Annotated in this window: 26 protein-coding genes and 1 pseudogene; 19 read left to right on the forward strand and 8 right to left on the reverse strand. The window is 73.2% G+C overall.

Going from position 1 to position 26,601, the window contains the following annotated elements; all coding sequences use genetic code 11:
• The first annotated feature begins 47 nt into the window (after positions 1-47).
• Both dnaJ and ABZV78_RS00065 read left to right on the forward strand, forming a co-directional pair.
• A complete protein-coding gene (dnaJ, locus tag ABZV78_RS00060) occupies positions 48-1,229 on the forward strand; it encodes a molecular chaperone DnaJ (protein ID WP_355634547.1) in 1,182 nt (393 codons plus the stop codon).
• A 28-nt stretch (positions 1,230-1,257) separates the two neighbouring features.
• Positions 1,258-1,695: a helix-turn-helix transcriptional regulator gene (locus ABZV78_RS00065; RefSeq protein ID WP_355634548.1), complete on the forward strand. Its 438-nt coding sequence runs from the start codon at positions 1,258-1,260 to the stop codon at positions 1,693-1,695.
• Between the two features lie 113 nt (positions 1,696-1,808).
• Here the strand turns inward: ABZV78_RS00065 and ABZV78_RS00070 are convergent, their stop codons facing one another.
• Positions 1,809-2,372: an ABATE domain-containing protein gene (locus ABZV78_RS00070; protein WP_355634549.1), complete on the reverse strand. Its 564-nt coding sequence runs from the start codon at positions 2,370-2,372 to the stop codon at positions 1,809-1,811.
• Positions 2,373-2,458: 86 nt separating this feature from the next.
• Between ABZV78_RS00070 and ABZV78_RS00075 the strand changes: the two genes are divergently transcribed.
• A complete protein-coding gene (locus tag ABZV78_RS00075) occupies positions 2,459-3,382 on the forward strand; it encodes a ketopantoate reductase family protein (protein WP_355634550.1) in 924 nt (307 codons plus the stop codon).
• A 146-nt stretch (positions 3,383-3,528) separates the two neighbouring features.
• Positions 3,529-3,738 carry a hypothetical protein gene (locus tag ABZV78_RS00080; protein WP_355634551.1) on the forward strand — a complete coding sequence of 70 codons (210 nt, stop codon included), beginning with the start codon at positions 3,529-3,531 and terminating at the stop codon, positions 3,736-3,738.
• 111 nt (positions 3,739-3,849) lie between these two features.
• Here ABZV78_RS00080 and ABZV78_RS00085 read toward each other — a convergent pair whose 3' ends face one another.
• The 3 genes from ABZV78_RS00085 to ABZV78_RS00095 all read right to left on the reverse strand — a co-directional run bounded on the left by ABZV78_RS00085 (position 3,850) and on the right by ABZV78_RS00095 (position 6,165).
• Entirely contained in the window at positions 3,850-4,278 is a 429-nt protein-coding gene (locus ABZV78_RS00085; protein WP_355634552.1) for a hypothetical protein, read from the reverse strand.
• Positions 4,279-4,448: 170 nt separating this feature from the next.
• Complete coding sequence (locus tag ABZV78_RS00090) at positions 4,449-5,657, reverse strand: cation:proton antiporter (RefSeq protein ID WP_355634553.1); 1,209 nt, start codon at positions 5,655-5,657, stop codon at positions 4,449-4,451.
• Positions 5,658-5,664: 7 nt separating this feature from the next.
• Positions 5,665-6,165, reverse strand: coding sequence for a cation:proton antiporter regulatory subunit (locus ABZV78_RS00095; RefSeq protein WP_355634554.1), 501 nt, complete (start codon positions 6,163-6,165; stop codon positions 5,665-5,667).
• A gap of 144 nt (positions 6,166-6,309) precedes the next feature.
• Here ABZV78_RS00095 and ABZV78_RS00100 point away from each other — a divergent pair, with 144 nt between their 5' ends.
• From ABZV78_RS00100 to ABZV78_RS00170, 15 genes and pseudogenes are all read left to right on the forward strand, one after another.
• Positions 6,310-7,413: a hypothetical protein gene (locus ABZV78_RS00100; protein WP_355634555.1), complete on the forward strand. Its 1,104-nt coding sequence runs from the start codon at positions 6,310-6,312 to the stop codon at positions 7,411-7,413.
• Between the two features lie 123 nt (positions 7,414-7,536).
• Positions 7,537-10,128 (forward strand): ATP-dependent chaperone ClpB, encoded by a 2,592-nt coding sequence (gene clpB, locus ABZV78_RS00105; protein ID WP_355634556.1) that lies wholly within the window; start codon positions 7,537-7,539, stop codon positions 10,126-10,128.
• Between the two features lie 101 nt (positions 10,129-10,229).
• Positions 10,230-10,616 (forward strand): hypothetical protein, encoded by a 387-nt coding sequence (locus tag ABZV78_RS00110; RefSeq protein WP_355634557.1) that lies wholly within the window; start codon positions 10,230-10,232, stop codon positions 10,614-10,616.
• An 83-nt stretch (positions 10,617-10,699) separates the two neighbouring features.
• On the forward strand, positions 10,700-11,332 hold the full coding sequence (locus ABZV78_RS00115; protein WP_355634558.1) for a DUF4178 domain-containing protein: 633 nt from the start codon (positions 10,700-10,702) through the stop codon (positions 11,330-11,332).
• 4 nt (positions 11,333-11,336) lie between these two features.
• A complete protein-coding gene (locus ABZV78_RS00120) occupies positions 11,337-11,828 on the forward strand; it encodes a DUF2617 family protein (protein ID WP_355634559.1) in 492 nt (163 codons plus the stop codon).
• Positions 11,825-12,250, forward strand: a complete 426-nt coding sequence (locus ABZV78_RS00125; protein WP_355634560.1) for a DUF4247 domain-containing protein — start codon at positions 11,825-11,827, stop codon at positions 12,248-12,250. The genes ABZV78_RS00120 and ABZV78_RS00125 overlap by 4 nt, the downstream gene beginning before the upstream one ends.
• 33 nt (positions 12,251-12,283) lie before the next feature.
• Complete coding sequence (locus tag ABZV78_RS00130) at positions 12,284-12,706, forward strand: DUF350 domain-containing protein (protein WP_355326925.1); 423 nt, start codon at positions 12,284-12,286, stop codon at positions 12,704-12,706.
• A complete protein-coding gene (locus ABZV78_RS00135; RefSeq protein ID WP_355634561.1) occupies positions 12,706-13,533 on the forward strand; it encodes a hypothetical protein in 828 nt (275 codons plus the stop codon). The genes ABZV78_RS00130 and ABZV78_RS00135 overlap by 1 nt, the downstream gene beginning before the upstream one ends.
• Entirely contained in the window at positions 13,530-15,098 is a 1,569-nt protein-coding gene (locus ABZV78_RS00140) for a polyamine aminopropyltransferase (RefSeq protein ID WP_355634562.1), read from the forward strand. The genes ABZV78_RS00135 and ABZV78_RS00140 overlap by 4 nt, the downstream gene beginning before the upstream one ends.
• Positions 15,099-15,108: 10 nt before the next feature.
• Positions 15,109-16,131 (forward strand): hypothetical protein, encoded by a 1,023-nt coding sequence (locus ABZV78_RS00145; protein WP_355634563.1) that lies wholly within the window; start codon positions 15,109-15,111, stop codon positions 16,129-16,131.
• Positions 16,132-16,214: 83 nt separating this feature from the next.
• The gene (locus tag ABZV78_RS00150) at positions 16,215-16,958 is read left to right on the forward strand and encodes a hypothetical protein (RefSeq protein ID WP_355634564.1); all 744 of its coding nucleotides are present in this window, start codon (positions 16,215-16,217) and stop codon (positions 16,956-16,958) included.
• 72 nt (positions 16,959-17,030) lie between these two features.
• A pseudogene (locus ABZV78_RS00155) lies at positions 17,031-17,597 on the forward strand (hypothetical protein); the annotation flags it as partial.
• Between the two features lie 239 nt (positions 17,598-17,836).
• Positions 17,837-18,646: an SDR family oxidoreductase gene (locus ABZV78_RS00160; RefSeq protein WP_355634565.1), complete on the forward strand. Its 810-nt coding sequence runs from the start codon at positions 17,837-17,839 to the stop codon at positions 18,644-18,646.
• 166 nt (positions 18,647-18,812) lie between these two features.
• A complete protein-coding gene (pyrE, locus tag ABZV78_RS00165) occupies positions 18,813-19,352 on the forward strand; it encodes an orotate phosphoribosyltransferase (RefSeq protein WP_355634566.1) in 540 nt (179 codons plus the stop codon).
• Between the two features lie 57 nt (positions 19,353-19,409).
• Positions 19,410-19,787, forward strand: a complete 378-nt coding sequence (locus ABZV78_RS00170; RefSeq protein ID WP_007073957.1) for a metalloregulator ArsR/SmtB family transcription factor — start codon at positions 19,410-19,412, stop codon at positions 19,785-19,787.
• A 233-nt stretch (positions 19,788-20,020) separates the two neighbouring features.
• Here the strand turns inward: ABZV78_RS00170 and ABZV78_RS00175 are convergent, their stop codons facing one another.
• From ABZV78_RS00175 to ABZV78_RS00190, 4 genes are all read right to left on the reverse strand, one after another.
• Entirely contained in the window at positions 20,021-20,863 is an 843-nt protein-coding gene (locus ABZV78_RS00175; protein ID WP_355634567.1) for a DedA family protein, read from the reverse strand.
• A 22-nt stretch (positions 20,864-20,885) separates the two neighbouring features.
• Positions 20,886-23,402, reverse strand: a complete 2,517-nt coding sequence (locus ABZV78_RS00180) for a polynucleotide kinase-phosphatase (RefSeq protein WP_355634568.1) — start codon at positions 23,400-23,402, stop codon at positions 20,886-20,888.
• The gene (locus ABZV78_RS00185) at positions 23,399-24,844 is read right to left on the reverse strand and encodes a 3' terminal RNA ribose 2'-O-methyltransferase Hen1 (protein ID WP_355634569.1); all 1,446 of its coding nucleotides are present in this window, start codon (positions 24,842-24,844) and stop codon (positions 23,399-23,401) included. The genes ABZV78_RS00180 and ABZV78_RS00185 overlap by 4 nt, the downstream gene beginning before the upstream one ends.
• A gap of 109 nt (positions 24,845-24,953) precedes the next feature.
• Complete coding sequence (locus tag ABZV78_RS00190) at positions 24,954-26,504, reverse strand: LPXTG cell wall anchor domain-containing protein (RefSeq protein WP_355634570.1); 1,551 nt, start codon at positions 26,502-26,504, stop codon at positions 24,954-24,956.
• Positions 26,505-26,601: the final 97 nt, after the last annotated feature.

Raw genomic sequence — 26,601 nt, forward strand, 5'->3', positions numbered from 1 at the left:
ACCGGGCGGGCGGGGCGACCGGGGTACCCGTGGAAGGGGGTGGACCGTTGAGTTCCAAGGACTGGATCGAGAAGGACTACTACGCCGCGCTGGGCGTGGAGAAGTCCGCCTCCTCGGACGAGATCAAGAAGTCGTACCGGAAGCTGGCTCGGGAGTCGCACCCGGACCACAACCCCGGTGACCCGAAGGCCGAGGAACGGTTCAAGGCCGTCTCCGAGGCGTACGCCGTGCTCGGCGACGAGAAGAAGCGCCGCGAGTACGACGAGATGCGGTCGCTCTTCGGCTCCGGCGCCTTCCGGCGCAACGCCCGCGGCGCGGGCCAGCCGGGGGGCATGCCGTTCGACGTCTCCGACCTGTTCGGCGGGGCGGCCGGCGGTGAGGCCCGGTTCGGCGGTGGCGGCCTGGGCGACCTGTTCAGCTCGATCTTCACGGGCGGGGGCGCCGGCGGCGCGGCCCGTGCGCGCGGCCCGGCCCGGGGCCGGGACGTCGAGACCGAGGTGGCGCTCGACTTCTCCGACGCCGTTCGCGGCGTCACCCTGCCGTTGACGCTGCGCGCCCCCGGGGTCTGCGAGACCTGCCACGGCAACGGGGCGAAGCCCGGCACCCAGCCGGTGGCCTGCCCGGTCTGCCACGGCGCCGGGGTGACCACCCGCAACCAGGGGTCGTTCAGCTTCTCCGAGCCGTGCCGCAACTGTCAGGGCGTGGGCACGATCGTCGAGGAGAAGTGCCCGGAGTGCCAGGGCACCGGCGGGGTCACCAAGACCCGCACGCTGAACGTGCGCTTCCCGGCGGGGGTGGCCGACGGCCAGCGCATCCGGCTGGCCGGGCGGGGCGAGCCCGGCGATCGGGGTGGGCCGGCGGGCGACCTGTTCGTGCACGTGAAGGTCCGCCCGGACGAGCTGTTCGGGCGCACCGGGGACGATCTGACCCTGACCGTGCCGATCACGTTCGCGGAGGCGGTGCTCGGCACCGACCTGCGGGTGCCGACCCTGGACGGCACGGTGACCCTGCGGGTGCCACCGGGTACGCCCAGCGGACGGGTGCTGCGCGCGCGGGGCAAGGGCGTCGTACGCAAGGACGGCCGCGCCGGTGACCTGCTGGTCACCCTCGACGTGGTGGTCCCCGCGACGTTGTCGGACGAGGCGCGCACGGCGCTGGAGACGTTCGCCGAGCAGACGCCGCCGGCCGCGCGGGAACATCTCGACGCGCGGGTGCGTCGATTCAGTTGACCGGGTGACGAGGCGGAGGTGAGCGGGGATGTCGCAGGAGTTCGTCGGCTCGGGTGACCCTGCCTACGAGGCCAAGGTCCTGATGATCTCGGTGGCCGCGCGGATGGCGGGGATGCACCCGCAGACCCTGCGCCAGTACGACCGGCTGGGCCTGGTGCAGGCCGGCCGGGCGTCCGGCGGCGGTCGCCGGTACAGCGTCCGGGATGTGGTGCTGCTCCGCGAGGTGCAGCGGCTCAGCCAGGACGACGGGATCAACCTGGCCGGGGTCAAGCGGATCATCAACCTGGAACGGTTGCTGGAGGAGGCCCAGCAGCGGGTCGCCCGGCTGGAGGCGGAGCTGGACGCCGCCTACCGCCGGATCGCCGAGCTGGAGTCGCTGGGCGGCTTCTCCCGCGGCGACCTCGTCCCCACCAACCGCACCTCCACCGCACTCGTCGTGTGGCGTCCCCGCCGCACCGAACGCTGATCCTCCGCTCCGCCGCCCACTGACGCAGGCCGGCGCGTGCCCTTCCGGGCGGCGCCGGCCTTCCGTGCTCCGCTCGCCCTGACCGGCTGCATGCCCACCATGCCGAAGTGGGGTCAGTCGCCGGCGCGCCGGCGGTAGCGGGCCATCTTGTCGCGGCTGCCGCAGACCTCCATGGAGCACCAACGGCGGCTGCCCGCCCGCGACGTGTCCAGGTAGAGCAGCGTGCACGTGTCGCTGGAGCATTCGCGTAGGCGGTCGGCGTGGGAGGCGCCGAGCAGGTCGACGCCGTCGCGAGCCACGAACGCCAGCAGCCCGTGGGCGGTGGGTGCCACCAGGCGTTTCGCCGAACCGTCCGCCGTGAGCCCGATCGCGGGTGGCGCCTTGGCCGCCCAGCGGTTCACTACATCGATGGCTCGCCGGTCCGGCGGTTCCTCGAGGACCCGACCACGCATCAGCCGGTAGAGGGCTTCGCGCAGCTCATGGGCGCTGCGAAGGGCCGAGGCGGAGACCGGCACGGTGATGTCGGTCAGACCCGCCTCGATGAACCAGCGCGCAAGGTCGGCCGGGGCGGGGATGCGTTCGACGCCGGGCTCGCGCCACCGGAGGCCGTGGGTCGCGGTGAAGTCGACCGAGACCCGCCCACCGACGAACCGGAAGGCCGCCACATCCTGAAACACCACACGATGATACCGGTTCAACCGGTAACCCAGATCACTCCGCGGGTGCTGTCGTGTTACCGGCTCGACCAGTAACGTCTCGGCGCATGAGGATTCTTGTCGTCGGGGCGGGCGCGACCGGAGGCTACTTCGGCGCCCAGCTCCAGCAGGCCGGCCGGGACGTCACCTTCCTCGTCCGGCCCAAGCGCGCCGACGTGCTCCGCGAGCGCGGGCTGCGGATCACCGGCCTGGGGACCGAGACCGTGCTCGTGCCGCGCCTGCTCACCGCCGCCGAGATCGACGGGCACTACGACGTCGTGCTCGTCTCGGTGAAGGCCACCGCGCTGCCGCCGGCGATCGACGACGTCGCCGCCGCGGTCGGCCCGCGTACCACGGTGATCCCGTTCCTGAACGGGATGGCGCACCTGGACGCGCTGAACGAGCGGTTCGGCGTGGACGCCGTGCTCGGCGGCGTGGTCCGCGTCCTCACCACGCTCGACGCCGAGGGTGACATCGTCCGGCTGGGCACCCTCGCCGAGATCGTCACCGGCGAACAGCAGGGCGGCACGTCGCAGCGAGTCGAGCAGATCGCCGAGGTGCTGTCCGGCGCGGGCTTCGACTTTTCCGTCGCGCCGGACATCCGCCGGGCCATGTGGCACAAGTGGGTCTTCATCAGCACGCTCGGCGCCCTCAACACCCTGGTTCGTGGTTCGGTGGGCGAAGCGACGGCAGTCCCCGGAGGCGACCGCCTCGGCCCGCAGATCGCCGCCGAGGCCGCGGCCGTCGCCGCGGCGGCCGGGTATCCGGTGCCGCAGCAGGCCCTCGACAACGTCCAGGCCTTCGTGACCCGGCCCGGCTCGGCCGATACCGCCTCGCTCTACCGGGACCTCGTCGCCGGGCAGCCGACCGAGGCCGAGCAGATCTTCGGCGACCTCACGGCGCGGGCCCGTGCGCTCGGCGTGCCCACTCCGCTGCTGGACGCCACGACGGTGGCTCTGCGCGTGCACGAACAGCGCCTCACCCGCGGATAGCGCTGTCGTGAGCGTCGGCCGCCGGTGGGCCTCGTCTGGCCGCCCGGTGGGTTCGGGGAAACCGGGGTGCCGGGCGAGGGCGATCCGCTAACGTCTGAACCAGGCCCAACCAACTCAATCCGGACTCCGAACTGGCAGGGGGAGCCATGGCGGAATCGGCGAAGACGGTGGCGGAACGGGCGGAGGAACGGCTGGAACAGTTGGCCGAGAGCGTCCGGGAGCGATTCGACCGGATGACCGAGGGTCGCTTCACCGACAAGGTCAAGGAAGGGCGTTTCGCCGACCAGGTGGACCACGGCGTCGACCGGGCCAGGGCGGACGAGCGACGCAAGAAGCAGGGCGGGTCGACCAGCTGACGACCCGTCGACGTGCGGGCCGGGACCCACGGGGGGTCCCGGCCCGTTCGCCGTAGAGATGACGTGCGGACCGGGCACGGCGGGGCCACACCCCACCACAAACAGACAGGATCAGAGCCGCCGGTTCTCCCGCACCAGCCCGCCCTCGCACCAGTCGCGGTAGACGAAGAGATCCGGCCGGGCGAGCAGCACCCGGCTGTTGTGCGCCCAGTTGCGCATCAGTTCGTCGCCGGCCCGCTCGGCCTGCTCGACGAGCTTGCGGAAGCGGCGCTTCGGGTGGGCCCGGAAGTTCGTCCGGATGCCGTCGGCCGCGTAGATGTAGAGGCAGTGCAGGGCGAACCGGCGGGCCGGGCAGGCCGGGTCCATGGCCAGGTCGAAGAGCGTCTGCACCAGGTGGTCCCCGGCGACCAGCAGGTCCCAGTCCGGGGGCATCGAGGTCAGCGGGACCGAGTCGGGCTGGTAGGCCCACGACCGCAGCTCTGCGGGCGAGGGGTCGACGGGGTTGACGAAGCCGTGGAACGTCTCTTCCTGCACGCTCACCGGCCGACCTTCCGCTTGCGCTGGCGGGGGCACCGGCCACCCGCGGACCCTGGCTGCTGGGCCGACACGTTAACGCGGTTTCGCGGGGCGGCGGTAGACCTTCCCGGAATCATTTCGGCAACCGTTGGCCGGGCCGGGTCCACCGTACGGCCGACCCGGCCCGGCCGAGGTCAGTCGGCCACTCCCACCGGCACCGGCCTTCGGGCGGCGCTGCGCCGGCGCAGCCACCGCTTGAACCAGGGCAGGTCGGGCAGACGGGCCAACATCGGCCCGGTCACCACGGTGATCAGCACGTACGCGGTGGCGAGCGCGGCCAGCCGGGGCTCGACCGGGTACGCGGCGGCGACGGCCAGCCCGGCGATGACGATGGAGAACTCGCCGCGCGGGGTGAGCGCGAAACCGGCCCGCCAGCGACCGGGCTCGGCGATCCCCGCCCGGCGGGCGGCCAGCCAACCGGTGGCCAGCTTCGTCCCCATGGTGACCACGGCCAGCAGCAGCGCCGGCAGCAGCACCGGAGGCATGTCCAGCGGGTCGGTGACCAGGCCGAAGAAGACGAAGAAGACCGCGGCGAAGAGGTCCCGCAGCGGCGAGAGCAGCTGGGTGGCGTGGTGCGCCACCGGCCCGGACAGGGCGATGCCGACCAGGAACGCGCCGACCGCGGCGGAGACCTGGAGCTTGGCCGCGAGCCCGGCGACCAGCAGGGTCAGGCCGAGCACCCCGAGCAGGAGCGCCTCCGGGTCCTTCGCGGAGAGCGCCGCGGAGATCAGGTGGCCGTACCGGATCGCGACGGCCAGCACGACGACCACGGTGAGCACCGCGACGGCGAGCGCGATGCCGCCCTTGACCAGGCCGACCCCGGCGAGCAGCGCGGTGACCAGCGGCAGGTAGAGGGCCATCGCCAGGTCCTCGATCACCAGGACGGAGAGGATCACCGGGGTCTCCCGGTTACCGACCCGGCCCAGGTCGCCGAGCACCTTCGCGATCACGCCGGACGAGGAGACCCAGGTGACGCCGGCGAGCACCACGGCGGCCACCCAGCCCCAGCCGAGCAGCATGGCGAAGGCGAAGCCGGGCAGCGCGTTGAGCACCGCGTCGATCAGGCCGGCCGGCGCGGCCGAGCGGAGGTTGCCCACCAGTTCGTTGGCGCTGTATTCCAGGCCGAGCATGACGAGCAGCAGGATGACGCCGATCTCCGCGCCGACGGCGAAGAACTCCTCGCTGGCGTTGAGCGGCAGCAGGCCGCCGTGGCCGAAGGCGAGCCCGGCGAGCAGGTAGAGGGGGATGGGTGAGACGCCGAAGCGGCGGCTGAGCCGGCCGAGCAGGCCGAGCAGGAGCAGCAGCGCGCCGACCTCGACGAGCAGCGTTGTGGATTCGTGCATCCGCGCCTCAGCCGTCCGGGTCCGCTTCGGCGAGGATCGCGGTCACCCCGTCGAGCCCTTGCCGGGTGCCGACCACGACCACCACGTCACCGGCCTCGAACCGGAAGGTGGGATCGGGCGAGACGATCACCTCGCCCTGACGCAGCACCGCCACGATGGAGGCGCTGGTGCGGGTCCGTGCCTGCGTGTCACCGAGCCGCTTGTTGACGTACCGGGAGCCGGCCGGAATGGCGATCTGCTCGGTGAGCAGCCCGGCGGCCTGGTCGCGCAGCCCGGCGAGCTGGCCGAGCATCAGCGACGCGCCGAGGATGTCGGCCAGCGCCTCCGCCTCGTCGTCGGTCAGCGGTATGTCCGCCTGACAGGAGTCGGGATCGTCCGGGTCGTAAAGGACCAGGTCACGGCGGCCATTGCGGTGGGAGACCACGCCGAGCCGGCGGCCGGATTCCGTCATCAGATCGTGACGGACGCCGATCCCCGGTAGGGCAGTCTGTTCGACACGTACTCGCACCCAGGTGAGGCTACCCTGCCCGGAGGCCCGATCACCGCGCGAAGATCATTGCTGCTGGGCGCCCTGCTGGCGCTGTCATCCCTCGCGGCCTGCACGGACAATTGACCCGCCACCCAGGGAAGGCGATCCTGCCGAGGAGGTCCGATGATCGATCGGAGACTTCCGCCGGCCGTCGCGGTGCTGCTGGTGCCGGCCCTCGCCGCCTGCTCGATAGGCGACGTCCGGCGGCCGCCGCCGACGCGAGCGCCCGCGTCGCACCGCCCGGTGTCGACCGCGCCGACGCCGCCGCGCGTCATCGACATCGACGAGGTACGCCGTGTCCGGGTCGCTGTCCCCCAGCGGTACGACCGCCCGTTCGTCGAGTTCGTCGACGCCGACCACGGCTACGCCCTCTTCGCCGCCTGTGACAGCCGGCCGCCCGGCCGGAGCTGCAGCGCCCACCTGTATTCCACGCTGGACGGCGGACGCTCCTGGCAGCCGCTGCCGCACCCCCGTCCGGTGGCCGAGGACCAGCAGCTCTACGCGGCCCCCGGTGTGCTGGCGCTACTCGCCGAACCGTACGGCTGGTACACCTCGACCGACGACGGTGCCAGCTTCACCCACACCACCACGGACCCGCCGCCGGTGCTGGTGGGCGCTCGCGGTCGCTTCCAGGTCATCGAAGGACTGGGCGAGGTCGGCGAGTGGGACGGCCGACGACTCCGTCCGCTGGCCACCCAGCCGTCCGTACCCGGGCTGAAAACCGTCGGCCAGGACGGTGACCTGCTCGTGGCGGCGGGTGCGGCCGGCGAGCGGCCGTACGCCGCGATCTCCCGGGACCAGGGGCGGACCTGGCGGGCCACACCGGTGCCGGCGCTCGACGGGGAGGTGGGCGTGCTACGGGTGATGCTTGCGCCGGACGGCGGCATGTGGCTGGTCGGCGAGCGGCCGGACCGGACGGGCTTCCCGGCGCTCTGGCGGTTCGCGGGCCCGGCCTCCTGGGAGCGGGTCCGCGCCGACGGGCATCCGGCGCAGGCACGGTCGGTGGCGCCGATCGGCGCCGGGCTGCTCGCGGTGACCGGCCCGGGCGGGGTGGGCGTGGTGGCCGGGAACCGCTACTACCGCGTCGACTGGCCGTTGACCGCCGACCATTACCTGACGGTGCTCGCCGACGGGACGATCGCCGCCCGCGGGCCGGACGACGTCATCCTCGGCACGGGATGGACCGCCAACCGGCGCTGGATCAAGGTGGTCCTGGACGGCGACTGATCCGGCCGCCGCCGGTGGTGCATGCTGGAGTGCAGTGATCGGCGTCACACCGCTGGAGTTGAGCGGAATAGACTCAACTCTGGTTGTGTCCTTTCCAGTGGACACGCCGATCCGGGGGAGCCCATGAACACGGAACGACTCACCACCAAGAGCCGCGAGACCATCACCGCCGCCGTCGCGCTGGCGAACCAGCGCGGCCACGCCACCGTGGAGCCCTGGCACCTGCTGCTGTCGCTGCTGGACACCGAGGGCTCGACCGCCGCCGGTCTGTTGCGCGCCGTCGGGGCCGACCCCGACGAGCTGCGCCGGGTCGCCCAGCGTTCGGTCGACGCGCTGCCCGCGGCGCGCGGCTCCAGCATCGCCGAGCCCACCCTGGCCCGCGAGTTCGTCAACGCCATCGGCGCCGCCGAGCAGATCGCCCGGCCGCTGGGCGACGAATACACCTCCACCGAGCACCTGCTGGCCGGGCTGGCCCGGGTGGGTGCCGCGGTCTCCGTCGCGCTGAAGAACGCCGGCGCCACCGAGGAGAACCTGGTCGCCGCCTTCCCGACCGTGCGCGGCGGGGACCGGCGGGTCACCACGGCCGACCCGGAGCAGACCTACCAGGCGCTGGCCAAGTACGGCGTCGACCTGACCGCGAGCGCCCGTGACGGCAAGATCGACCCGGTCATCGGCCGCGACTCGGAGATCCGCCGGGTGATCCAGGTGCTGTCCCGGCGCACCAAGAACAACCCGGTGCTGATCGGCGAGCCGGGCGTCGGCAAGACCGCCATCGTCGAGGGCCTGGCCCAGCGGATCGTCGCCGGCGACGTGCCGGAGTCGCTGCGGGACAAGAAGCTCGTCTCGCTCGACCTCGGCGCGATGGTGGCCGGCGCGCAGTACCGCGGCCAGTTCGAGGAGCGGCTGAAGTCGGTGCTGGAGGAGATCAAGAACTCCAACGGCCAGGTCATCACCTTCCTCGACGAGCTGCACACCGTGGTCGGTGCCGGCAAGGGCGAGGGCTCGATGGACGCCGGCAACATGCTCAAGCCGATGCTGGCCCGCGGCGAGCTGCGGATGGTCGGCGCCACCACGCTGGACGAATACCGCGAGCACATCGAGAAGGACCCGGCGCTGGAGCGCCGCTTCCAGCCGGTGCTGGTCGGCGAGCCGACCATCGAGGACACCATCGGCATCCTGCGCGGCCTCAAGGAGCGCTACGAGGTGCACCACGGCGTCCGGATCACCGACGCCGCGCTGGTCGCCGCCGCCGCCCTCTCCGACCGCTACATCACCGACCGGTTCCTGCCTGACAAGGCGATCGACCTGGTCGACGAGTCCGCCTCGCGGCTGCGGATGGAGATCGACTCCCGCCCGGTCGAGGTGGACGAGATCGAGCGGGCGGTACGCCGGCTGGAGATCGAGGAGATGGCGCTGGCCAAGGAGCCGGACGCCGCCTCCGCCGAGCGGCTGGCCCGACTGCGCAAGGAGTTGGCCGACAAGCGCGAGCAGCTCACCGCGCTCTCCGAGCGCTGGCAGCTGGAGAAGAGCCACATCACCAAGCTCTCCACCGCCAAGGAGGAGCTGGAGCGGCTCGGCGGTGAGGCCGAGCGTGCCGAGCGCGACGGCGAGCTGGAGCGCGCCGCCGAGCTGCGCTACGGCCGGATCCCCGCCCTCCAGGTCGAGCTGAGGCAGGCGGAGGAGGAGCTGGCCCGGCTCCAGGCCGACGGCGCGATGCTCAAGGAGGAGGTCGGCGCGGACGACATCGCCGCCGTCGTCGCCTCCTGGACCGGCATCCCGGCCGGGCGGCTGCTGGAGGGCGAGACCGCCAAGCTGCTCCGGATGGAGGAGTCGCTGGGTTCCCGGGTGGTCGGCCAGGCCGAGGCGGTGGCCGCCGTCTCCGACGCGGTCCGCCGCGCCCGGGCCGGCGTCGCCGACCCGGACCGGCCGACCGGCAGCTTCCTCTTCCTCGGCCCCACCGGGGTCGGCAAGACCGAGCTGGCCAAGGCGCTCGCGGAGTTCCTCTTCGACGACGAGCGGGCCATGGTCCGCATCGACATGAGCGAGTACGGCGAGAAGCACTCCGTGGCCCGCCTGGTCGGTGCCCCGCCCGGTTACGTCGGCTACGAGGAGGGCGGCCAGCTCACCGAGGCGGTGCGCCGCCGGCCGTACTCGGTGATCCTGCTGGACGAGGTGGAGAAGGCCCACCCGGACGTCTTCGACGTGCTGCTGCAGGTGCTCGACGACGGCCGGCTCACCGACGGCCAGGGCCGCACGGTGGACTTCCGCAACGCGATCCTGATCCTCACCTCGAACCTGGGGTCGTCGGTGATCAGCGACCTGACGCTGGCCGAGGAGCAGCGCCGGGAGGGCGTCCTCGCGGTGGTCCGGTCGCACTTCAAGCCGGAGTTCCTCAACCGCCTCGACGACATCGTGGTGTTCGCCGCCCTCCAGGGCGAGGACCTGCGGGCGATCGTCGACATCCAGCTCGACCGGATGCGCCGCCGTCTCGCCGACCGCCGGTTGACGCTGGACATCAGCGACGCCGCCCGGGTGTGGCTGGCCGAGCACGGGTACGACCCGATCTACGGCGCCCGCCCGCTGCGCCGGCTGGTGCAGTCGGCGATCGGCGACCAGCTCGCCAAGGCCCTGCTGGCGGGCCAGGTCCGGGACGGCGACACGGTGCGGGTCGACCTGGCCGACACCAAGGACGCCCTGTCCGTCACCGCCGCCTGACCACCTCTCCGGCCCGGCCGGCCCCCCACGGGGCCTGGCCGGGCCGAGCTACTTCTTGATCAACAGCGTCGATGGCGGCCGGCCAGGGCAATAGTGAGGGCATGTTGGGGATCGGGAAGAAGGACCGGGAGTTGGACGCCGCCGTCGAGGAGCTCGGCCGGGCGGACACGCTCGCCTTCGGCGGGGTGGGGATCGCCGGGCAGATCCTGCCGGCCACCGAGGCGTACCGGCACGTGGAGCAGGCCCTGCGCGAGCACCCCGAGGCGGCCCGGAAGAAGGTCGACCGGCTGCTGAAGCACGGGTCGCCGGCCGGGAAGGCGTACGCGGCCACGCTGCTGGACACGGTCGACCCGGCGGCGGGCCGGGCCGCCTGGGAGCGGCTGCGCGACGACGACGGCGAGTTCACCACGTTCAGCGGCTGCATCATGGGCCACGCCACCCTGCGCGAGTACGCCACCGAACGCCTCGTGGGGCCCGACCGTAGCTGACCGATCACTCAGCGAAGGTCACTACGGCGCACGTGCGTCGGGTTGTTACCGTCTCCGCCGATACACCTTGGGGGGAGACGGCCGTGAACGGTTCGCTGGCGTACGTGGTGGCCACGTTGGGGTGCCTGGTCGGGGTGGCCGGCGTGGTGATCGCCGTGATCGCGCTGCGCAGAGCCCGGTCCGCGCCACGCCCGAAGGCCGCCCCCGGTGACCCGTTCCGCGACCGGGACGCCGACGCGCTGCGCGGCGACCCGCGCGGGCTCAAGCCCGGCGACATCGTGGAGATCCGCCAGGTGCCGTACACCGTGCGCGGCTCGGTGCACCTGGTCGAGGGTGGCTGGAGCTGGGCCGAGCACCTGCTGGACGACGCCGGCGGGGTGAAGCGCTGGCTCTCCGTCGAGTCGGAGCCCGACCTGGAGCTGGTGCTCTGGACCAGCGAGCCGTCGGCCACCGTCACCCCGGGCGCGCCGACGCTGGAGATCGCCGGCCGCCGCTACAACTGGGACGAGTCCGGCCAGGCGAAGTACACCGCCACCGAGGGCACCGGCCTCGACCCGCGCGGCACCATGCGCTACCACGACTACCAGGCGCCCGGCGGGGCCCGGCTCTCCTTCGAGGCGTACGGGGAGGCCGGCTGGGAGGTGAACCTCGGCGAGCGGCTGCACCGCGCCGAGGTGATGATCTACCCGCAGGGCGGTCCGGAGAAGGTGGGCTGAGCGCGTGCTCGTCGCACTGGAGGCCCCGTACGTCGACACCCGCGCCGCCGACCTGAGCCTGGCCCTCGGCGGCCCCGAGCGCCCCGCCCTGCACGTGCGCGAGCTGACCCTGCCCGGCGGGCTGCGGCTGCGGCTGCGCCTGCTCGGCGCCTCGCACCAGGTGGTCTGCGGCGACCTCACCGAGACGGTCGCCTGCCTGCCCGGCCGCCCGCCGCACCTGCCGGACGCCCTGCACGACGAGACCGCCGGCTACCGGTTCACCGCCACGGTGCTCCGGCCGGCGGGCGACGGCCTGCGTACCCGGGTCGCCGCGCTCCGCGCCGAACTGGCCGACGACCCGTACGCGCTGGTCGGGGTCTTTCCCGGCGACGAGGACGCGATCACCGCGCTCGCCGTCCGCCCCGAGCCGCCGGACGGCGCGGTGGCCTGGCGCACCTGGCACGCGTATCCGCAGACCAACGAGCTGGTCCTGACCGAGACGGTGGTAAAGCTGTGACGTACCGACGGTGGTTCGTGGTCGGGGTGGCGTTCGCCGTCATCGGCGCCGTGGTCGCCGCCTTCGCGATCTTCTACGGCAACTTCTCGCCCCGGGGCTACGTGGAGGACCGCTACACCCGCGCCACCAGCCGGGACCTCGGCTCGGACGCGATCGCGTACACGTCGAACAAGTCGCCCAGCCAGGTGTCGAAGGACATCACCGACGCCTGGCAGCCGGCCGACCAGTACGTCGACGGCAGCGGGGTCTACCTGCGCTACGACGACGACTCGGTGGTGATCCTGCCGCTCGCCGCCGGCTCGGTGATCCTGCTGGAACGGATGACCACCGCCTACCCCCGCTACCACTCCCGGGTGGGCAGCCACTGGGGCTGGGGGCGGGGCAGCACCGTCCGCGGCGGCGGACCCGGCTCCGGCAAGTGACCTGACCCCTCCCGACGAATCCTGGAGTCCCCTGTGCAGACCCTGGTCACCGATCTGCTCGTCACGCTCGCCTACGGTGTGGTCGGCGTCGCCCTGATGGCCGTCGGCTACGTGCTGGTCGACGTCGCCACCCCCGGCAAGCTGCACGAGCTGATCTGGGCGGAGCGCAACCGCAACGCCGCGCTGCTGCTCGCCTCGAACCTGGCCGGCGTCGGCATCATCGTGGTCGCCGCCATCGCCGCGAGCGCGGACGACTTCGCGCTCGGCCTGGTCGGTGCGGCCGCGTACGGGATCCTCGGGCTGGTCATCATGGCCGCGGCGTTCCTGCTGCTGGACATGGCCACCCCGGGCAAGCTCGGTGAGCTCCTGGTCGACCCGGAGCCGCACCCCGCGGTCTGGGTCTCCGCCGTCGTGCACCTGGCGACCGGCGCGATCATCGCCGCCGCGATCAGCTGATGGCACCCGGCAAGCGGGCGGCGAAGAAGAAGATCGCCTGGGTCGCCTGGCTGGCCGCCGGTCTGATCCTCGCCGGCTGCGTGGCGGTGGGCGTGCTCAACACCGACGGGGACACCACGGTGCCGGCGCCGGCCGCCGACGAGCGGGCCGACAGCGTGGCCATCCTCCAGCGGACCAGCGCCGAACAGGGCCTCTGCTACGGCTGGGCGCTGCTGGACTACTACGACTACGGCGCCGCCCCGCGCAACGTCGGCTCCAATCTGGGCGACGGCGTCGCCATCGAGGAGAACCCGAGCTGCCCGCGCTGGGTGCAGGTGACGGCCAACATCGGCTACGTCTCGGAGAGCAGCGAGAGCAACGACTTCGCCCGGATCGAGGTCACCGGCTCCCCGGACATCGACACGGTCGACCTCGTGCGGGTCGAGAACGGGCTGGAGCGGCTCGGGCTCACCGAGGACGTCTTCGTCGACGACCCCGGCTGGGCGATCACCCGGGCCGCGGTCATGCTGCCGCTGCTCGCCGTCGAGGCCGGCCTGGCCGAGCCCGCCGACACCCCGGTACCGGCGGCGGGCAGCCCGTCCCCGCTGCCCGACGCCGGCAGCGACTACCTGCGGGACCGCTGGGGTTGGCTGCTCGCCACGGTCGGGCTGCTCCTGCTCGCCGCGCTCTTCGTCACCGTGGGCGTGGTGCAGCGCCGCCGGACGACTGCTCCGGGTCGCGGCGCGGCGCCAGACGCGCCGAGCCGGAGCGGTCGTAAGCGCCGGGTGGCCGTGCCCGCGCAGCCCGCCGGGGCGGGCGCCGCCGGGCGTACCCGGGAGAAGACGTGACCGTCGACGCGCCCGCACGGCCGCGGTGGCGCCCGGCCCGCGCGGCGGTCCTGCTCGCGGTCTTCGTCTGCGCGGCCTGCGGCCTGGTCTACGAGCTGGCCCTGGTCGCGCTCGGCAGCTACCTGATCGGCGACACGGTCGGCCAGGCGTCGATCGTGCTCGGCGTGATGGTCTTCGCCATGGGCGTCGGCGCGCTGGTCGCCAAGCCGTTGCAGTCCCGGGCGGCGGCCGCGTTCGCCGCGATCGAGCTGACCCTGGCCCTGCTCGGCGGCCTCTCCGTGCTCGGCCTCTACGCCGCGTTCGCCTGGCTCGACCTCTACGGGCCGGCGCTGGTCGGCACCGCGTTCGTGCTGGGCCTGCTGATCGGCGCGGAGATCCCGCTGCTCATGGTGCTGCTGCAGCGGATCCGCGAGCAGTCCGCGGGCAGCGCCGTGGCCGACCTCTTCGCCGCCGACTACGTCGGCGCGCTGCTCGGCGGGCTGGCCTTCCCGTTCCTGCTGATGCCGGTCTTCGGCCAGCTCAAGGGCGCCCTCGTGGTGGGCGCGGTGAACGCCGTCGCCGGCCTCGCCCTGGTCTGCACGGTCTTCCGCGCCGACCTCGGCCGCCGGGCCCGGGTCGCGCTCGCCGCCGGCTCCGTCGTGGTCGCCCTCTGCCTCGGGTACGCCTGGGTCACCGCGCACGACTTCGAGGTGACCGCGCGGCAGCAGCTCTACCGGGACCCGGTGGTGCACGCCGAACGCAGCCGCTACCAGGAAATCGTGCTGACCCGGTCGGTGCGGGAGGTCGGCCACGCCGACACCGACCTGCGGCTGTTCCTCAACGGCGACCTCCAGTTCAGCTCGATCGACGAATACCGCTACCACGAGTCGCTGGTCCACCCGGCCATGCGCGGGCCGCACGGGAACGTGCTGGTGCTCGGCGCCGGGGACGGGCTGGCGCTGCGGGAGATCCTCAAGTACCCGGACGTGCGCCAGGTGACCCTGGTCGACCTCGACCCGGCCGTGGTACGGCTGGCCCGCGCCGAGCCGCAGTTGCGGGACCTCAACCACGACTCGCTCGCCGACCCCCGGGTCCGGGTGCTCAACGTCGACGCGTTCGGCTGGCTGCGGACCGCCACCGAACGCTTCGACGTGGTCGTCGCCGACCTGCCCGACCCGGACGAGACGGCCACCGCCAAGCTCTACACGGTCGAGTTCTACGCGCTGATCCGGCCGGTGCTCGCCCCCGGCGGGCGGCTCGTGGTGCAGTCCGGCTCGCCCTACTTCGCGCCGCGGTCGTACTGGTCGATCGAGCGGTCGATCCGGGAGGCCGGCTTCGCCACCGTGCCGTACCACGTGGACGTGCCGAGCTTCGGCGACTGGGGGTTCGTGCTCGCCGCGCCGGGCGGGACGCCGCCCGCGCTGGGGCTGCCCGCCGACGCGCCGGCGCTGCGCTTCCTCACCCCGTCGGTGCTCGCCGCGGCGGCCACCTTCCCCGCCGACCGGGCCCGGCTGGACGTGCCCGCCTCCACGTTGTTGCAGCCCAGGGTCCTGGAGTACGCCCGCGCGGAGTGGCGCGGCTACTAGTTTCGGAACCATGCCCGCCCGTCCGTCGCGTTGGTCGAGACCGCCCCGGGTGCTGGAGGCGCCGTCGTACCTTCAGGCGTTCGTGCTGTCCGGGGTGGTGACCGTGCTGGTCACCCGGGCGTACCTTCAGGCGACCGGCTACCCGCAGCTCGGCGGCGGCGGGCTGCACATCGCGCACGTGCTCTGGGGTGGCCTGCTGATGACCGCGGGCCTCGGGGTGGCGCTGGTCTTCCTCGGCAGCGCGGCCCGCATCCTGGGCGCGATCCTGGGCGGGATGGGCTTCGGGCTCTTCATCGACGAGGTCGGGAAGTTCGTCACCGCCGGCACCGACTACTTCTACGCCCCGGCCGCCAGCATCATCTACGTCGCCTTCGCCCTGCTGGTCCTGATCAGCCAGGCGCTCCGCGGCCGGACCCGGCTCTCCGCGCCGGAGCGCACGGCGAACGCGCTGTTCACGGTCGTCGGCGGTCTCACCACCGGCCTCACCGCCCGGCGTCGGGCGGCGGTGCGGCGGCTGGTCCAGGGCTGTGGCCCGGAGGTCGAGGAGGCGGTGGCCCGGCTGCTGGACGCGGTGCCCCGGCTTGAGCCACCCGCACCCCGGTTCTGGCAACCGTGGCTCCTCCGGGCCCGCCGCCTGGCGGTCTGGGTGACCACGCACCGGTGGGTGGTGGCGCTCGTGGTGCTCTACGTGGTCGGCGAACCGTTCGTCGTCGTGCTGCGGGTTCTCCTGGATGCCATCACCGGCGAGCTGCCCGACCAGCAGGAGTGGGGGGCGGTGCTCGGCGTCAGCGTCTCCGCGCTGATCACCGCGGTGCTGAGCATCCGCGGGGCGCTGCTGCTCCCCAGCGACCAGGCCCGGGCCTTCCGGCTGTTCAAGCTGGCGCTCCTGGTGGACCTGCTGTTCGGGCAGATCTTCAGCTTCACGGTCAACCAGTTCGGCGCGGTCTTCGCGCTCGCCGTGGACCTCTTCCTGCTCGCCGTGGTGACCGCCGAGTACCGCCGGCTCTGCCGCCGGCAGCCGACAGCCCGCTGACCCGGCCGAATCCGGGGTTTCCGGGCCGTGCTCACCTGGCCCGGCTTCGTTACGGTGTCCCTGTGATCTAGGGAAGGAGAATCATGGTCGATGCTCCGGGGACCCCGGCCCGCGCTCGCCCGAGCGTGGTGACCATATCCAGTTGGCTGCTCATCCTCGTCGCCGTCATCCAGGTGTTGAACCTGATCGTGACGCTGTCCACCCTCGGCACCATCCGGGACGTGCTGAAGGACGCGTACGCCGGCACCTCGGCCGAGCAGGCGGGCGACTTCGCCTACGCGGCCAGCCTCGGCGGCGCCGTGCTCTCGCTGCTGCTCGCGATCGGGCTGGTCGTGCTCGCGCTGCTGAACAACCGGGGGAAGAACGCCTCCCGGATCACCACCTGGGTGGTGGGCGGCATCCTGCTCTGCTGCACCGGCGGCGGCCTGCTGAGCGGCGTCTCCGGCGGGTTCACCGGCGGCGGGTCCACCAACGGCGACCTGCCGAGCGGCGAGGAGATCCAGCGCCGGCTGGAGGACGCGCTGCCGTCCTGGTACGGCCCGGTCAGCCTGCTGCTCGGGCTGGTCGCGCTGCTCGCGCTGCTGGCCGCGCTGATCCTGCTGGCGCTGCCGAAGGCGAACGAGTTCTTCCGCAAGCCCAAGGCGGCCTGGGAGCCGCCGGTCCCGGGTGCCGCCTACCCGGGCTACCCGGCCACCCCCGGCTACCCGGCCACCCCGGGGCAGCCCGCCGACCCGGGCTACCCGCCGGCCCCCGGCCAGCCGCCGGCGGCGGGTCCGTCGCCAGAGTCCGGGGAGCGCCGGAACCCGGAGCCGCCATCCGGAAGTTGACGTCCGGATAACAGCGACGCCGACGATCCCTCCGAGTAGGTTGCAAGCCGACGCCTACCGGAGGGATCTGTCGTGTCGTACCCCCATCAGGCCCCGCCCCGCCGGCCGGGCGCGGTGGTCTCGGCGGCGGCGCTGCTGCTGTTGATGGCGGTGGGCGCCGTGGCGTACGCGGTCGCCAACCTGCTGGTCACGGCGGGCACGGTGGACCGGTTCCGGGAGGCGGCGCGGGGGACCGGCGCGGGCGGCGGCGAGATCGACGGGGTCGCCTCCCTGCTGCGCGGCTCCACCATCCTTTCCGCCGTGCTCGGCGTGCTGATCGCGCTGCTGCTCGTCGGGCTCGCCCTCGGCCTGCTCTCCGGCCGCGCCGGCGCCCGGGTGGCCACCTGGGTGGTCGCCGGGCTGGGCCTGTTCTGCGGCTGCTGCGGCCTGGCGGTGCTGGTCGGGCAGCGGACCACCCCGCTTCGGCTCGGCGCCGAGGACCGGGTCACCGCCGACCTGCTGGCCCGGGTCGGCGACGCCTACCCGGGCTGGTGGATCCCGGTGAACGCGGCGCTGTCGGTGGCGCAGATCCTCGGCTACCTGGTGGTGGCCGCCCTGCTCACCCTGCCCGCGGCCGGCGCCTTCTTCCACCGCCGCCCGGCGCGGCCGCCGGCCGGCCCGATCCCGCCGGCCGGCCCGATCCCGGCCGGTCCGGGCTACGGTCCGCCGCCGGCCCCGACTCCGCCGGCCGGTCCGTCCGCACCCGGATACGTTGCCCCCGCCCCGGCCTACGGGCACCCGTCGCCCTGGGCGCCGCCGGCCGGCCCGGAGCCCGGCACGCCCCCCACCCCGCCGCCGTCGGCTCCGCCCGGGCCGACCCCACCCCCCGAGGACCGCCCGTGACCGACGCACCACCCCCCTCCCCGCGCCGGGCCCTGATCACCGGCGCCAGCCTGGGCATCGGCGAGGCGTTCGCCCGCCGGCTCACCGCCGACGGCTGGGACCTCGTGCTCGTGGCCCGGGACGCGGGCCGACTCGACGCCCTGGCGGCCGAGCTGACCGGCCGGCACGGCCACCGGGTCGAGACCATCGCGGCGGATCTGTCCACCGACGACGGCTGTGCCGCGGTCGAAGCCCGGCTGACCGCCGAGCCGCCGGTGGAGATGCTGGTGAACAACGCGGGCATCAGCCTCAACACCCCCTTCGTCCGGTCGGCCGTCGCGGACGAGGCGCGGCTCGTCCGGCTCAACGTGCTGGCCGTGCTCCGGCTGACCCACGCGGCCCTCGGTCCGATGGTCGAGCGAGGCCACGGGGCAGTGATAAATGTCTCTTCCGTCGCGGGTTTCGGCGTCCCCATGCCGGGATCGACCTACTCGGCCAGCAAGGCCTGGGTGACGAATTTCAGTGAATCGATCGGCCAGTCGGTGGCCCCGCTCGGTGTCCGCGTGATGGCGCTCTGCCCCGGCTACACCCGCACCGGCTACCACGAGCGGGCCGGCATCGACATGTCGCGTACCCCGGCGTGGATGTGGCTGCGGACCGACGACGTGGTCGACGAAGGGCTGCGTGACCTGCGGAAAGGCAAGCCGGTCAGCGTGCCGAGCTGGAAGTACAAGCTGGCCGTGGCGGGGCTGCGGCACGCGCCGCGGCGGCTGCTGCGGGGCGTCTCCCGGGACACCCGTGGCCGGGTCGGCCGGGCCGGCGACTGACCGCGGGCCGGCGCGGCGGCTGGTCCGTCGCCGTGCTGCCCGCTCGCTGACCGGGATGGACAGTCGCACAGCGTAGTCGGACATCGCCACCCGTCGGTCGCCCGCAGGGCTGACCCGGGAGGACCCCACGCCCGCCTCCCAGACTTGCGAAGTACCCTCTATCGCCATGGGGGACCACGACGACCTGCGTAAATTCATCACTGACCTGGCTGTGGTCCACGGCCGGGTGGTGCTCTCGTCGGGTCGGGAGGCGGACTGGTACGTCGACTTGCGTCGCGTCACGCTCCATCACCGGGCGGCGCCGTTGATCGGTCGGGTGATGCGCGACCTCACCGCCGACTGGGCGTACGACGCGGTCGGCGGGCTGACCCTCGGGGCCGACCCGGTGGCCACCGCGATGCTGCACGCGTCGGCCGGGACCGACCGCCCGCTGGACGCCTTCGTGGTCCGCAAGGCGGGCAAGGCGCACGGTCTCCAGCGACGGATCGAGGGGCCTGACGTCGCCGGGCGCCGGGTGCTGGCGGTCGAGGACACCTCGACCACGGGTGGCAGCGTGTTGACCGCCGTCGAGGCATTGCGTGAGGCCGGGGCCGAGGTGGTGGGTGTGGCGGTTATTGTTGATCGAGGCGCCGGCGACGCGGTGCGAGCCGCCGGACTGCCTTATCGGGCGGCCTATACGTTGGCTGACCTCGGCCTTGTGGCGTAAAAGTTTGCCGATTCGGATCTGCTGATATGCAGGCGGATCGATGCTGCTGGTGGAAGGATGGAATACGTGGGAACTGCGTTGGCTGAAATGACCATGCCTCAGATCTCGCCGCTTGCCGGCGAGCCGATCGAACGTGCCGACGCCGAGCGGCTCGCGGGGGTCCTCAAGGCCCTCGCCGACCCCGCCCGGCTGCGGCTGCTCAGCCTGATCCAGTCGGCTCCCGAGGGGGAGGCGTGCGTGTGTGACCTCACCGCGCCGCTCGGCCTCTCGCAGCCGACGGTCAGCCACCACCTGCGCATCCTCACCGAGGCCGGCTTGCTGGAGCGGGAGAAGCGCGGTGTCTGGGCGTACTACCGGCTGGTGCCGACCGCGATCGCCACGATCGCGGATCTGCTCACCCCGCCGCGGAAGCGGGCCACCAAGAAGGCCCGCTGAATCCGGACGTGTCCGAGTTGGTGGCCGCCTCTGCTGAGTGCGGCGACGGGTGGCGTGCCAGGGGTGGCGCCACCCATCGGATGGCTGTCCGGGGTCGTGGCGCGGCGTCAGACGCGCCGAGCCCGGATGGCCACAGGTGACGGCTGTCCGTCATCCGTGCCACCCGCAGGTCGACAGGTCGTAGTCGAAGGCCGGCCCTCCGAGAGGGGGCCGGCCTTCGGTGTGTCCGGGGATCAGCGGCGGTGCTGGCCGCCGCGCCGGTGCTGCTGGTCGTCGTCGCCCTCGATGGCGTCCCGGACCGCGTCCACCGCGCCCACCGCGCTGGACGCGGCGATCACCGCGACCGCCTCGCCGCGCTTGCGCGCCCGTCGGTCGCGGAGGAACTCGAAGAAGATCGGCAGCACCGAGATCAGGATGATCAGCGCGACCACCGGCAGGATGTACCGGTCGATCTTGTCGCCGATCGCGTTGTAGATCTGGTCGGCCAGCAGGTAGCCGATCAGCAGGATGCCGTCCACCCAGAGGATCGCCCCGACCACGTTCCACAGGAAGAACTGGCGGGCCGGCATGCCGAGCACCCCGGCCACCGGGTTGAGGAAGGTCCGCACGATCGGGATGAAGCGGGCCAGCACCACGGCCTTCGCCGGGCCGAACTTCTGGAAGTAGTACTCGGCCTTCTCCACATACTCCCGCTTGAAAAGGCGGGAGTTGGGGCGGTCGAACATCCGCTTGCCGTAGCGCGCGCCGAGCCAGTGCCCGAGCTGGGCGCCGGCGATCGCGCAGAGCGGGCCGCCGATCAGCAGGCCGGCCAGGGAGAGCCGGGTGCCGCTGCCGAAGATCGCGTCGGCCACCGGCGAGGCGGCCACCCCGGCCAGGAAGAGCAGCGAGTCGCCGGGGAAGAAGAAGCCGACCAGCAGGCCGGTCTCGGCGAAGAGGATCGCCCAGACGCCGATCATCCCGAAGGTGTGGATGAGGTCCTTCGGGTCGAGCGGATTCAGGGCCACGCTCTCGGAGAGCACGCGGGTCTTCTCTGCTGTGTCCACGGCCACAAAGGGTACCCGGGCCCGGTCCGGCACCGCGCCGGACCGGGCGTACGGGTCACAGCCGCGGGTCGACCGGCTCGGACTCGCAGGCGAGGATGGCGAAGACCAGCTCGTGGCGGCGCCAGAGCGGGGCGTCCTCGGCCAGCGCGTCCAGGGCGGCCAGGCCCAGCGCGTGCTCGTGCAGGGCCAGCCCGCGCTTGCGCCCCAGCGACCGCTTGCGCAGCGCGGCGAGCTGCCCCGCGCCGGTGTACCCGGGACCGTAGATGATCCGCAGGTACTCGCGGCCCCGGCACTTGATGCCCGGCTGGAGCAGCGAACCCTTCGGCGAGCGGGCGGCCAGGCCGGCGTACGGCTTGACCACCATGCCCTCCCCGCCGGCCGCCGTGAGCGACAGCCACCAGTCGGTCGCCGCCGCCACGGCCGACTCGTCGGCCAGGTCGACGACCTGCCGCCGGGTCGGGGTGAAGAACTCCGGGTCGGCGGCGCAGAGCCGGTCGGCCAGCGCCAGGTGCCAGCCGTGGTCGCGGTCGGCGTAGCTCGCCCCGGCCCCGGCCAGCACGGCGAACGGCGCCAGCGTGACCCCGCGCAGCCCGTCGGTCGGCCCGACGTAGGCCCGGTAGGCCGCCGAGTACGCCTCGACCTCGGCCGCCCGGTCGGCCATTCGGCCGCGCAGCTCACCCACGGGCAGCCCCCGCCCGGCGGCGGCGTCCAGCGTGCCGAGCACCGCCGGCAGGGCCGCCCGGCCGGCCGCGCCGACCCCGGCGTACTGCTCGCGGATCAGCCCACCGGCCTTCGCCGACCACGGCAGCAGCTCGCAGTCGAGGAGCAGCCAGTCGGTGCCCAGCTCGGCCCAGAGGCCCGCAGCGGTGACCGCCGCGCGGACCCGGGCCAGCAGCTCCCCGTCCAGCGGCGGCCCGAAGAACGGCCGGCCGGTGCGGGTGTGCACCGCCCCGCCGGCGAACCGCCCCGGCTCCCGCTCCACCAGCACCACGGCCCGCGAGCCCATGTGCTTCTCCTCGCAGACCACCCGGTCGACGCCGGCCGCCCGGTAGTCGGCGAACGCCTGCGCCGGGTGCTCCAGGAACCCCTCGACGGTCGAGGTCGAGCAGGGCGCCATTGTGGGCGGCAGCCAGACCAGCCGGTCCGGGTCGAGCGCGTACCGGCTCATCACCTCCAGCGCGGCGGCGGCGTTCTCGGCCGGCACGGTCAGCGTCCCGTACGCGTGCGTGAGGTGCCGCCGTCCGGTCACGTCGGTCAGGTCGAGCACGGTGTCCGGCCGGGCGGGCGCGGCGGCGACCAGCGGGCGGGCCGGGGCGTACCACTCCTTGACCGCCGGGACGGAGACCAGTTCCTTCTCCGGGTAGCGCAGCGCGGTGAGCTTCCCGCCGAAGACGCAGCCGGTGTCCAGGCAGATGGTGTTGTTCACCCACTCCGGCTCCGGGGTCGGCGTGTGGCCGTAGACGACCATGGCCGAACCCCGGTAGTCGCGTGCCCACGGGTAACGCACCGGCAGGCCGTACTCGTCGGTCTCGCCGGTGGTCTCGCCGTAGAGCGCGAACGACCGCACCCGGCCGGACGCCCGCCCGTGGTACGCCTCCTTGAGGCCGGCGTGCGCCACCACGAGGCGACCGCCGTCCAGCACGTAGTGGCTGACCAGGCCGTCGATGAAGGCCGCCGTCTCCGCCACGAAGCTCTCCGGCTCCGATTCCAGCTGGGCCATCGTCTCGGCCAGGCCGTGGGTGAGCCGCACGTCCCGGCCGCGCAGCTTGCGCAGCAGCTTCTGCTCGTGGTTGCCCGGCACGCAGATCGCGTGGCCGGCCGCCACCATGCCCATGACCAGGCGCAGCACCCCGGGGGAGTCCGGGCCACGGTCCACCAGGTCACCGACGAAGACCGCGGTACGCCCCGACGGGTGCACCGCGTCCACCGGGCGGCCCGCGTCGTCGCGGCGCAGTGCGTAGCCCAGCCGGAGCAGCAGCGCCTCCAGCTCCTCGCGGCAGCCGTGCACGTCGCCGACGACGTCGAACGGCCCGGTCAGCTCGCGCCGGTCGTTGAACAGCCGCTCGTAGCGGATCTCGGCGGCCTCGATCTCCTCGACGCCGCGCAGCACGTGCACCTTGCGGAAGCCCTCCCGGGCCAGCCGCCCGTACGACTGCCGCAGGTCGCGCTGCATCCGGGCGAGCACCTGCCGGCCGTGCGTCCGGTCGGCCCGGGACTGCGTACGCTCCCAGGCCACCGCCTCCGGCACGTCCAGCACGACCGCCACCGGCAGCACGTCGTGCTCCCGGGCCACCTTGATCAGCGCGGCCCGGGCGTGCGGCTGGAGGTTGGTCGCGTCGACCACGGTGAGCCGGCCCCGGCGCAGCCGGATCCCGGCCACGTGGTGCAGCGCGTCGAACGCGTCGCCGGAGGCGGACTGGTCGTTCTCGTCGTCGGCCACCATCCCGCGGAAGGTGTCCGAGGAGAGCACCTGGCTGGGCCGGAAGTGCCGGCGGGCGAACGTCGACTTGCCGGAGCCGGAGACGCCGACCAGCGCCACCAGGGCGAGTTCGGGAATGTCCAGGGTGATCATCGGGTCGTCTCCTCCTTCCGGGTGTTGGTTTCCGTGCTGGTCAGGACGGCGAGCTGGGTCGGGGCGCCCACCTCCGGGTCGTCGTCGCCGATCCCGCCGATCGTGGCCGTGTAGCCGTGCGCCGCCGCCACGCGGTCGACCCAGGCGGCGAACTCGGCCCGGGTCCACTCGAAGCGGTGGTCGGCGTGCCGGAACCGGCCCGCCCCGAGCCCCTCGTAGCGCACGTTGTACTCGACGTTCGGCGTGGTCACCACGACCGTGCCGGGCCGGGCGTGGCCGAACACGGCGTCCTCCAGCGCCGGCAGCCGCGGCGGGTCGAGGTGCTCGACCACCTCCATGAGCACCGCCGCGTCGTAGCCGCGCAGCCGGTCGTCCCGGTAGGTCAGCGCCGACTGCCAGAGCCGGATCCGGTCCCGCTGCCGCTCCGGCAGCCGGTCCAGCCGCAGCCGCCGGGCGGCCAGGGTGAGCGCCTGCCCGGACACGTCGGTGCCGACGACCTCGGTGAACCGCCGGTCGGCGACCAGCGCGGTGAGCAGCGCGCCGCCCCCGCAGCCCAGGTCCAGCACCCGGGACGCCCCGCTGTCGCGCAGCGCGGCCAGCACCGCCTCGCGCCGGCGTACGGCCAGCGAGGCCCGGGGCGCCTCGGCGGGCTGCTCGGGCTCGACGCTGTCGTCGGCGGGCGGCTCGTCGGCGAGGCGCAGCTCGGCCAGGCGGGCCAGCGCCGCCCCGGCGAGGGCGCGCCGGTGCGCCAGGTAGCGGCGGGTGATCAGGCCACGTTCCGGGTGGTCGGCCAGCCAGCCGGCACCGGCCCGGAGCAGCTTGTCCACCTCGTCCGGCGCCACCCAGTAGTGCTTGGCGTCGTCCAGCACGGGCAGCAGCACGTAGAGGTGGTTGAGCGCGTCGGCGAGCCGCAGCGTCCCGGTCACCGTCAGGTCGACGTGGCGGCTGTCGCCCCACTCCGGGTACGCCTCGTCGAGCGGGATCGGAGTGGCCGTCACCGTCCAGCCGAGCGGGGCGAAGACCCGCACGGCCAGGTCGGCGCCGCCCCGGCAGCGCAGCACCGGCACCCGCACCTCCAGCGGGATGGCGGTGGCGGCCAGCTCCGGCCGGTCCCGGGACTCGCCGCGCAGGGCCGAGCGGAACACCTTGGCCAGCGCCGAGGAGAGCAGGCTGGACGCCGCGTACGGGCGGTCGTTGACGTACTGCCCCAGGGTGAAGCTGTCCGGCGTGGTCGCCTGCCGGCGCCCCCGGCCGCCGCCCAGCTTGAGCGGGTCGACCTCGACCAGCAGCGCCGCCGTGCACCGCGCCTCGTCCGCCTCGGGGTAGAGCACGTGCGCGGTGCCGGCGGGCAGGTCGAAGCTCTGCACGCGGTCCGGGTGCTTGACGAGGAGGTGGCCGAGGTCGGTGGCGGGGCGGTGTGTGGTGGTCAGGGTCAGCAGCACCCGTCGATGGTGGCAGCTCTGGCGATCTTGCGTCGTCCCGTTTTCGCCGGACACGACGGTGCCCCGCCGACCGGGTGGTCGGCGGGGCACCCCTCGTGTTGCTGCCGCGTCAGGCGACGAAGCGGGTCTTGCGGCGGCGGGTCACCACGTAGCCGGCCGCACCGGCGGCGAGCAGGAGCGCGCCGACGCCGGCGATCAGGGCGGTGTTGGAACCGGTGATCGGCAGCGTGCCGCCGTCACCGCCACCCTGGCCACCGTCGCCCGGGGTGCCGGGCGTGCCGCCGGCGACCGGGTTGATGACGATCGCGGCGGTGTCGTTCTTGCTGTTCGGGTCGTTGTTCAGCCGGACGGCCAGAGCGCCGGAGGCGTTCGGGACGACCTTGTCGATCCGCAGCTTGAACTCGTACGGGTTCTCGAAGCCCTTGGGGCTCTCGGTGATCTGGCAGCCGTACTCACGCGCGCCCGGCTCGCCCCACTCGCCCTTGCCCTGCTCCCAGTCGTCCTCGGAGGTGTAGGGCCGGCACTCCCAGGAAGGCTCGACGGCGGTGGTGCCCTCCGGGATCGTGACCCGGAAGACCGGGCCGCCCTGGTACTCGAGCAGGGCCGGGCCCAGGTTGGTCACGCTCGGCCGCACGGTGACCACGTCGCCCTTGGCGCCGGTGGCGGTGGCGCCCTTCACGCTGAGGTCGGCGGGGTTGTTCCCCGTCACCTTCACCGAGATGTCGGTGTAGTTGTTCATCATGTCCGGGTCGGTCTGCCGGGTAAGCGACTGCGCCCCGGCCGCCTCGACGAGGTGCAGGGTCCCCTTGGTGCCCGGCTTGGCGTCGGGGTCGATGTCCTGCAGCCAGTTCTTGTTGTAGAGATCCCAGTCGTCCTTGGTCCACCACATGCTGGCCGACAACAGCTCGGCGCCCGTCCGGGCGTCCTTGTGGAGCTCGAACGGCAGGTCCTCGGAGAGCCGGTAGGTCGCGCCGGGCTTGAGGTCCTCGTCGAACGTGCAGACCACGCCCAGCATCTCGGACCGTGCGCAGTTCGTGAAGTCGCCGACGTAGTTGTACAGGTAGTCGCTCTGCATCAGCAGCACCGCGCCGTGGCTGGTCGTCTCGCTGCCGTTGCGGACGAGGGCCGGTGCGCCGACCCGGCTGCCGGGTGCGCCGCTGACGCTCAGCTCCGGTGCGGTCTGCAGGTCGACGCCCTCGGCGATCGTCACGGTGGAGCTCGCCTTGACGGTGTGACCGCCGGACGTGATCGAGTACGTGACCTGGCCGTCCTGGCCCGGCTTGGCGTCGTCCTTGGCGAACACCTGGAGACCGAGCCAGGGCTCGTCGTCCTCGCCGAACTCCGTCTCGCAGTGCACGGCCTGGCCGGTGGTCTCGCACGCCCAGCCCCAGCCCTCACCGGGCGTCTCCACGTTGGCGAAGTCGGAGATACCGGAGTAGTCGATGTCGAGGGTGGTGCGCCCGAACTGGTGCCGGTGCTCCCCGTCGGTCGCGTAGGCGTAGAGGTACGCGAAGGTGCCATGCCCCGGAGCGACGAGCATGTTCTGTGCGACGACCTTGAACGGCGCGTCCGCGGCGGCGGCTGGGGTGGCGGAGGCGGCGACGAACGCGCCTGCGACGCCCAACCCGGCGAGCCAGCGCCGAGTGGAGTGGGAAAGCATGGTTGGGGGTTCCTCCCGTGAATGATCAGGTGGAGCCCGTGGAGCTTAAAGAAGCCTTAAGTCGCTCCGCTATCCCGGGACGCCATCACCGGCAGAT

The sequence above is a fragment of the Micromonospora sp. NPDC004540 genome, from assembly GCF_040610095.1.
Taxonomy (GTDB): Bacteria; Actinomycetota; Actinomycetes; order Mycobacteriales; family Micromonosporaceae; genus Micromonospora.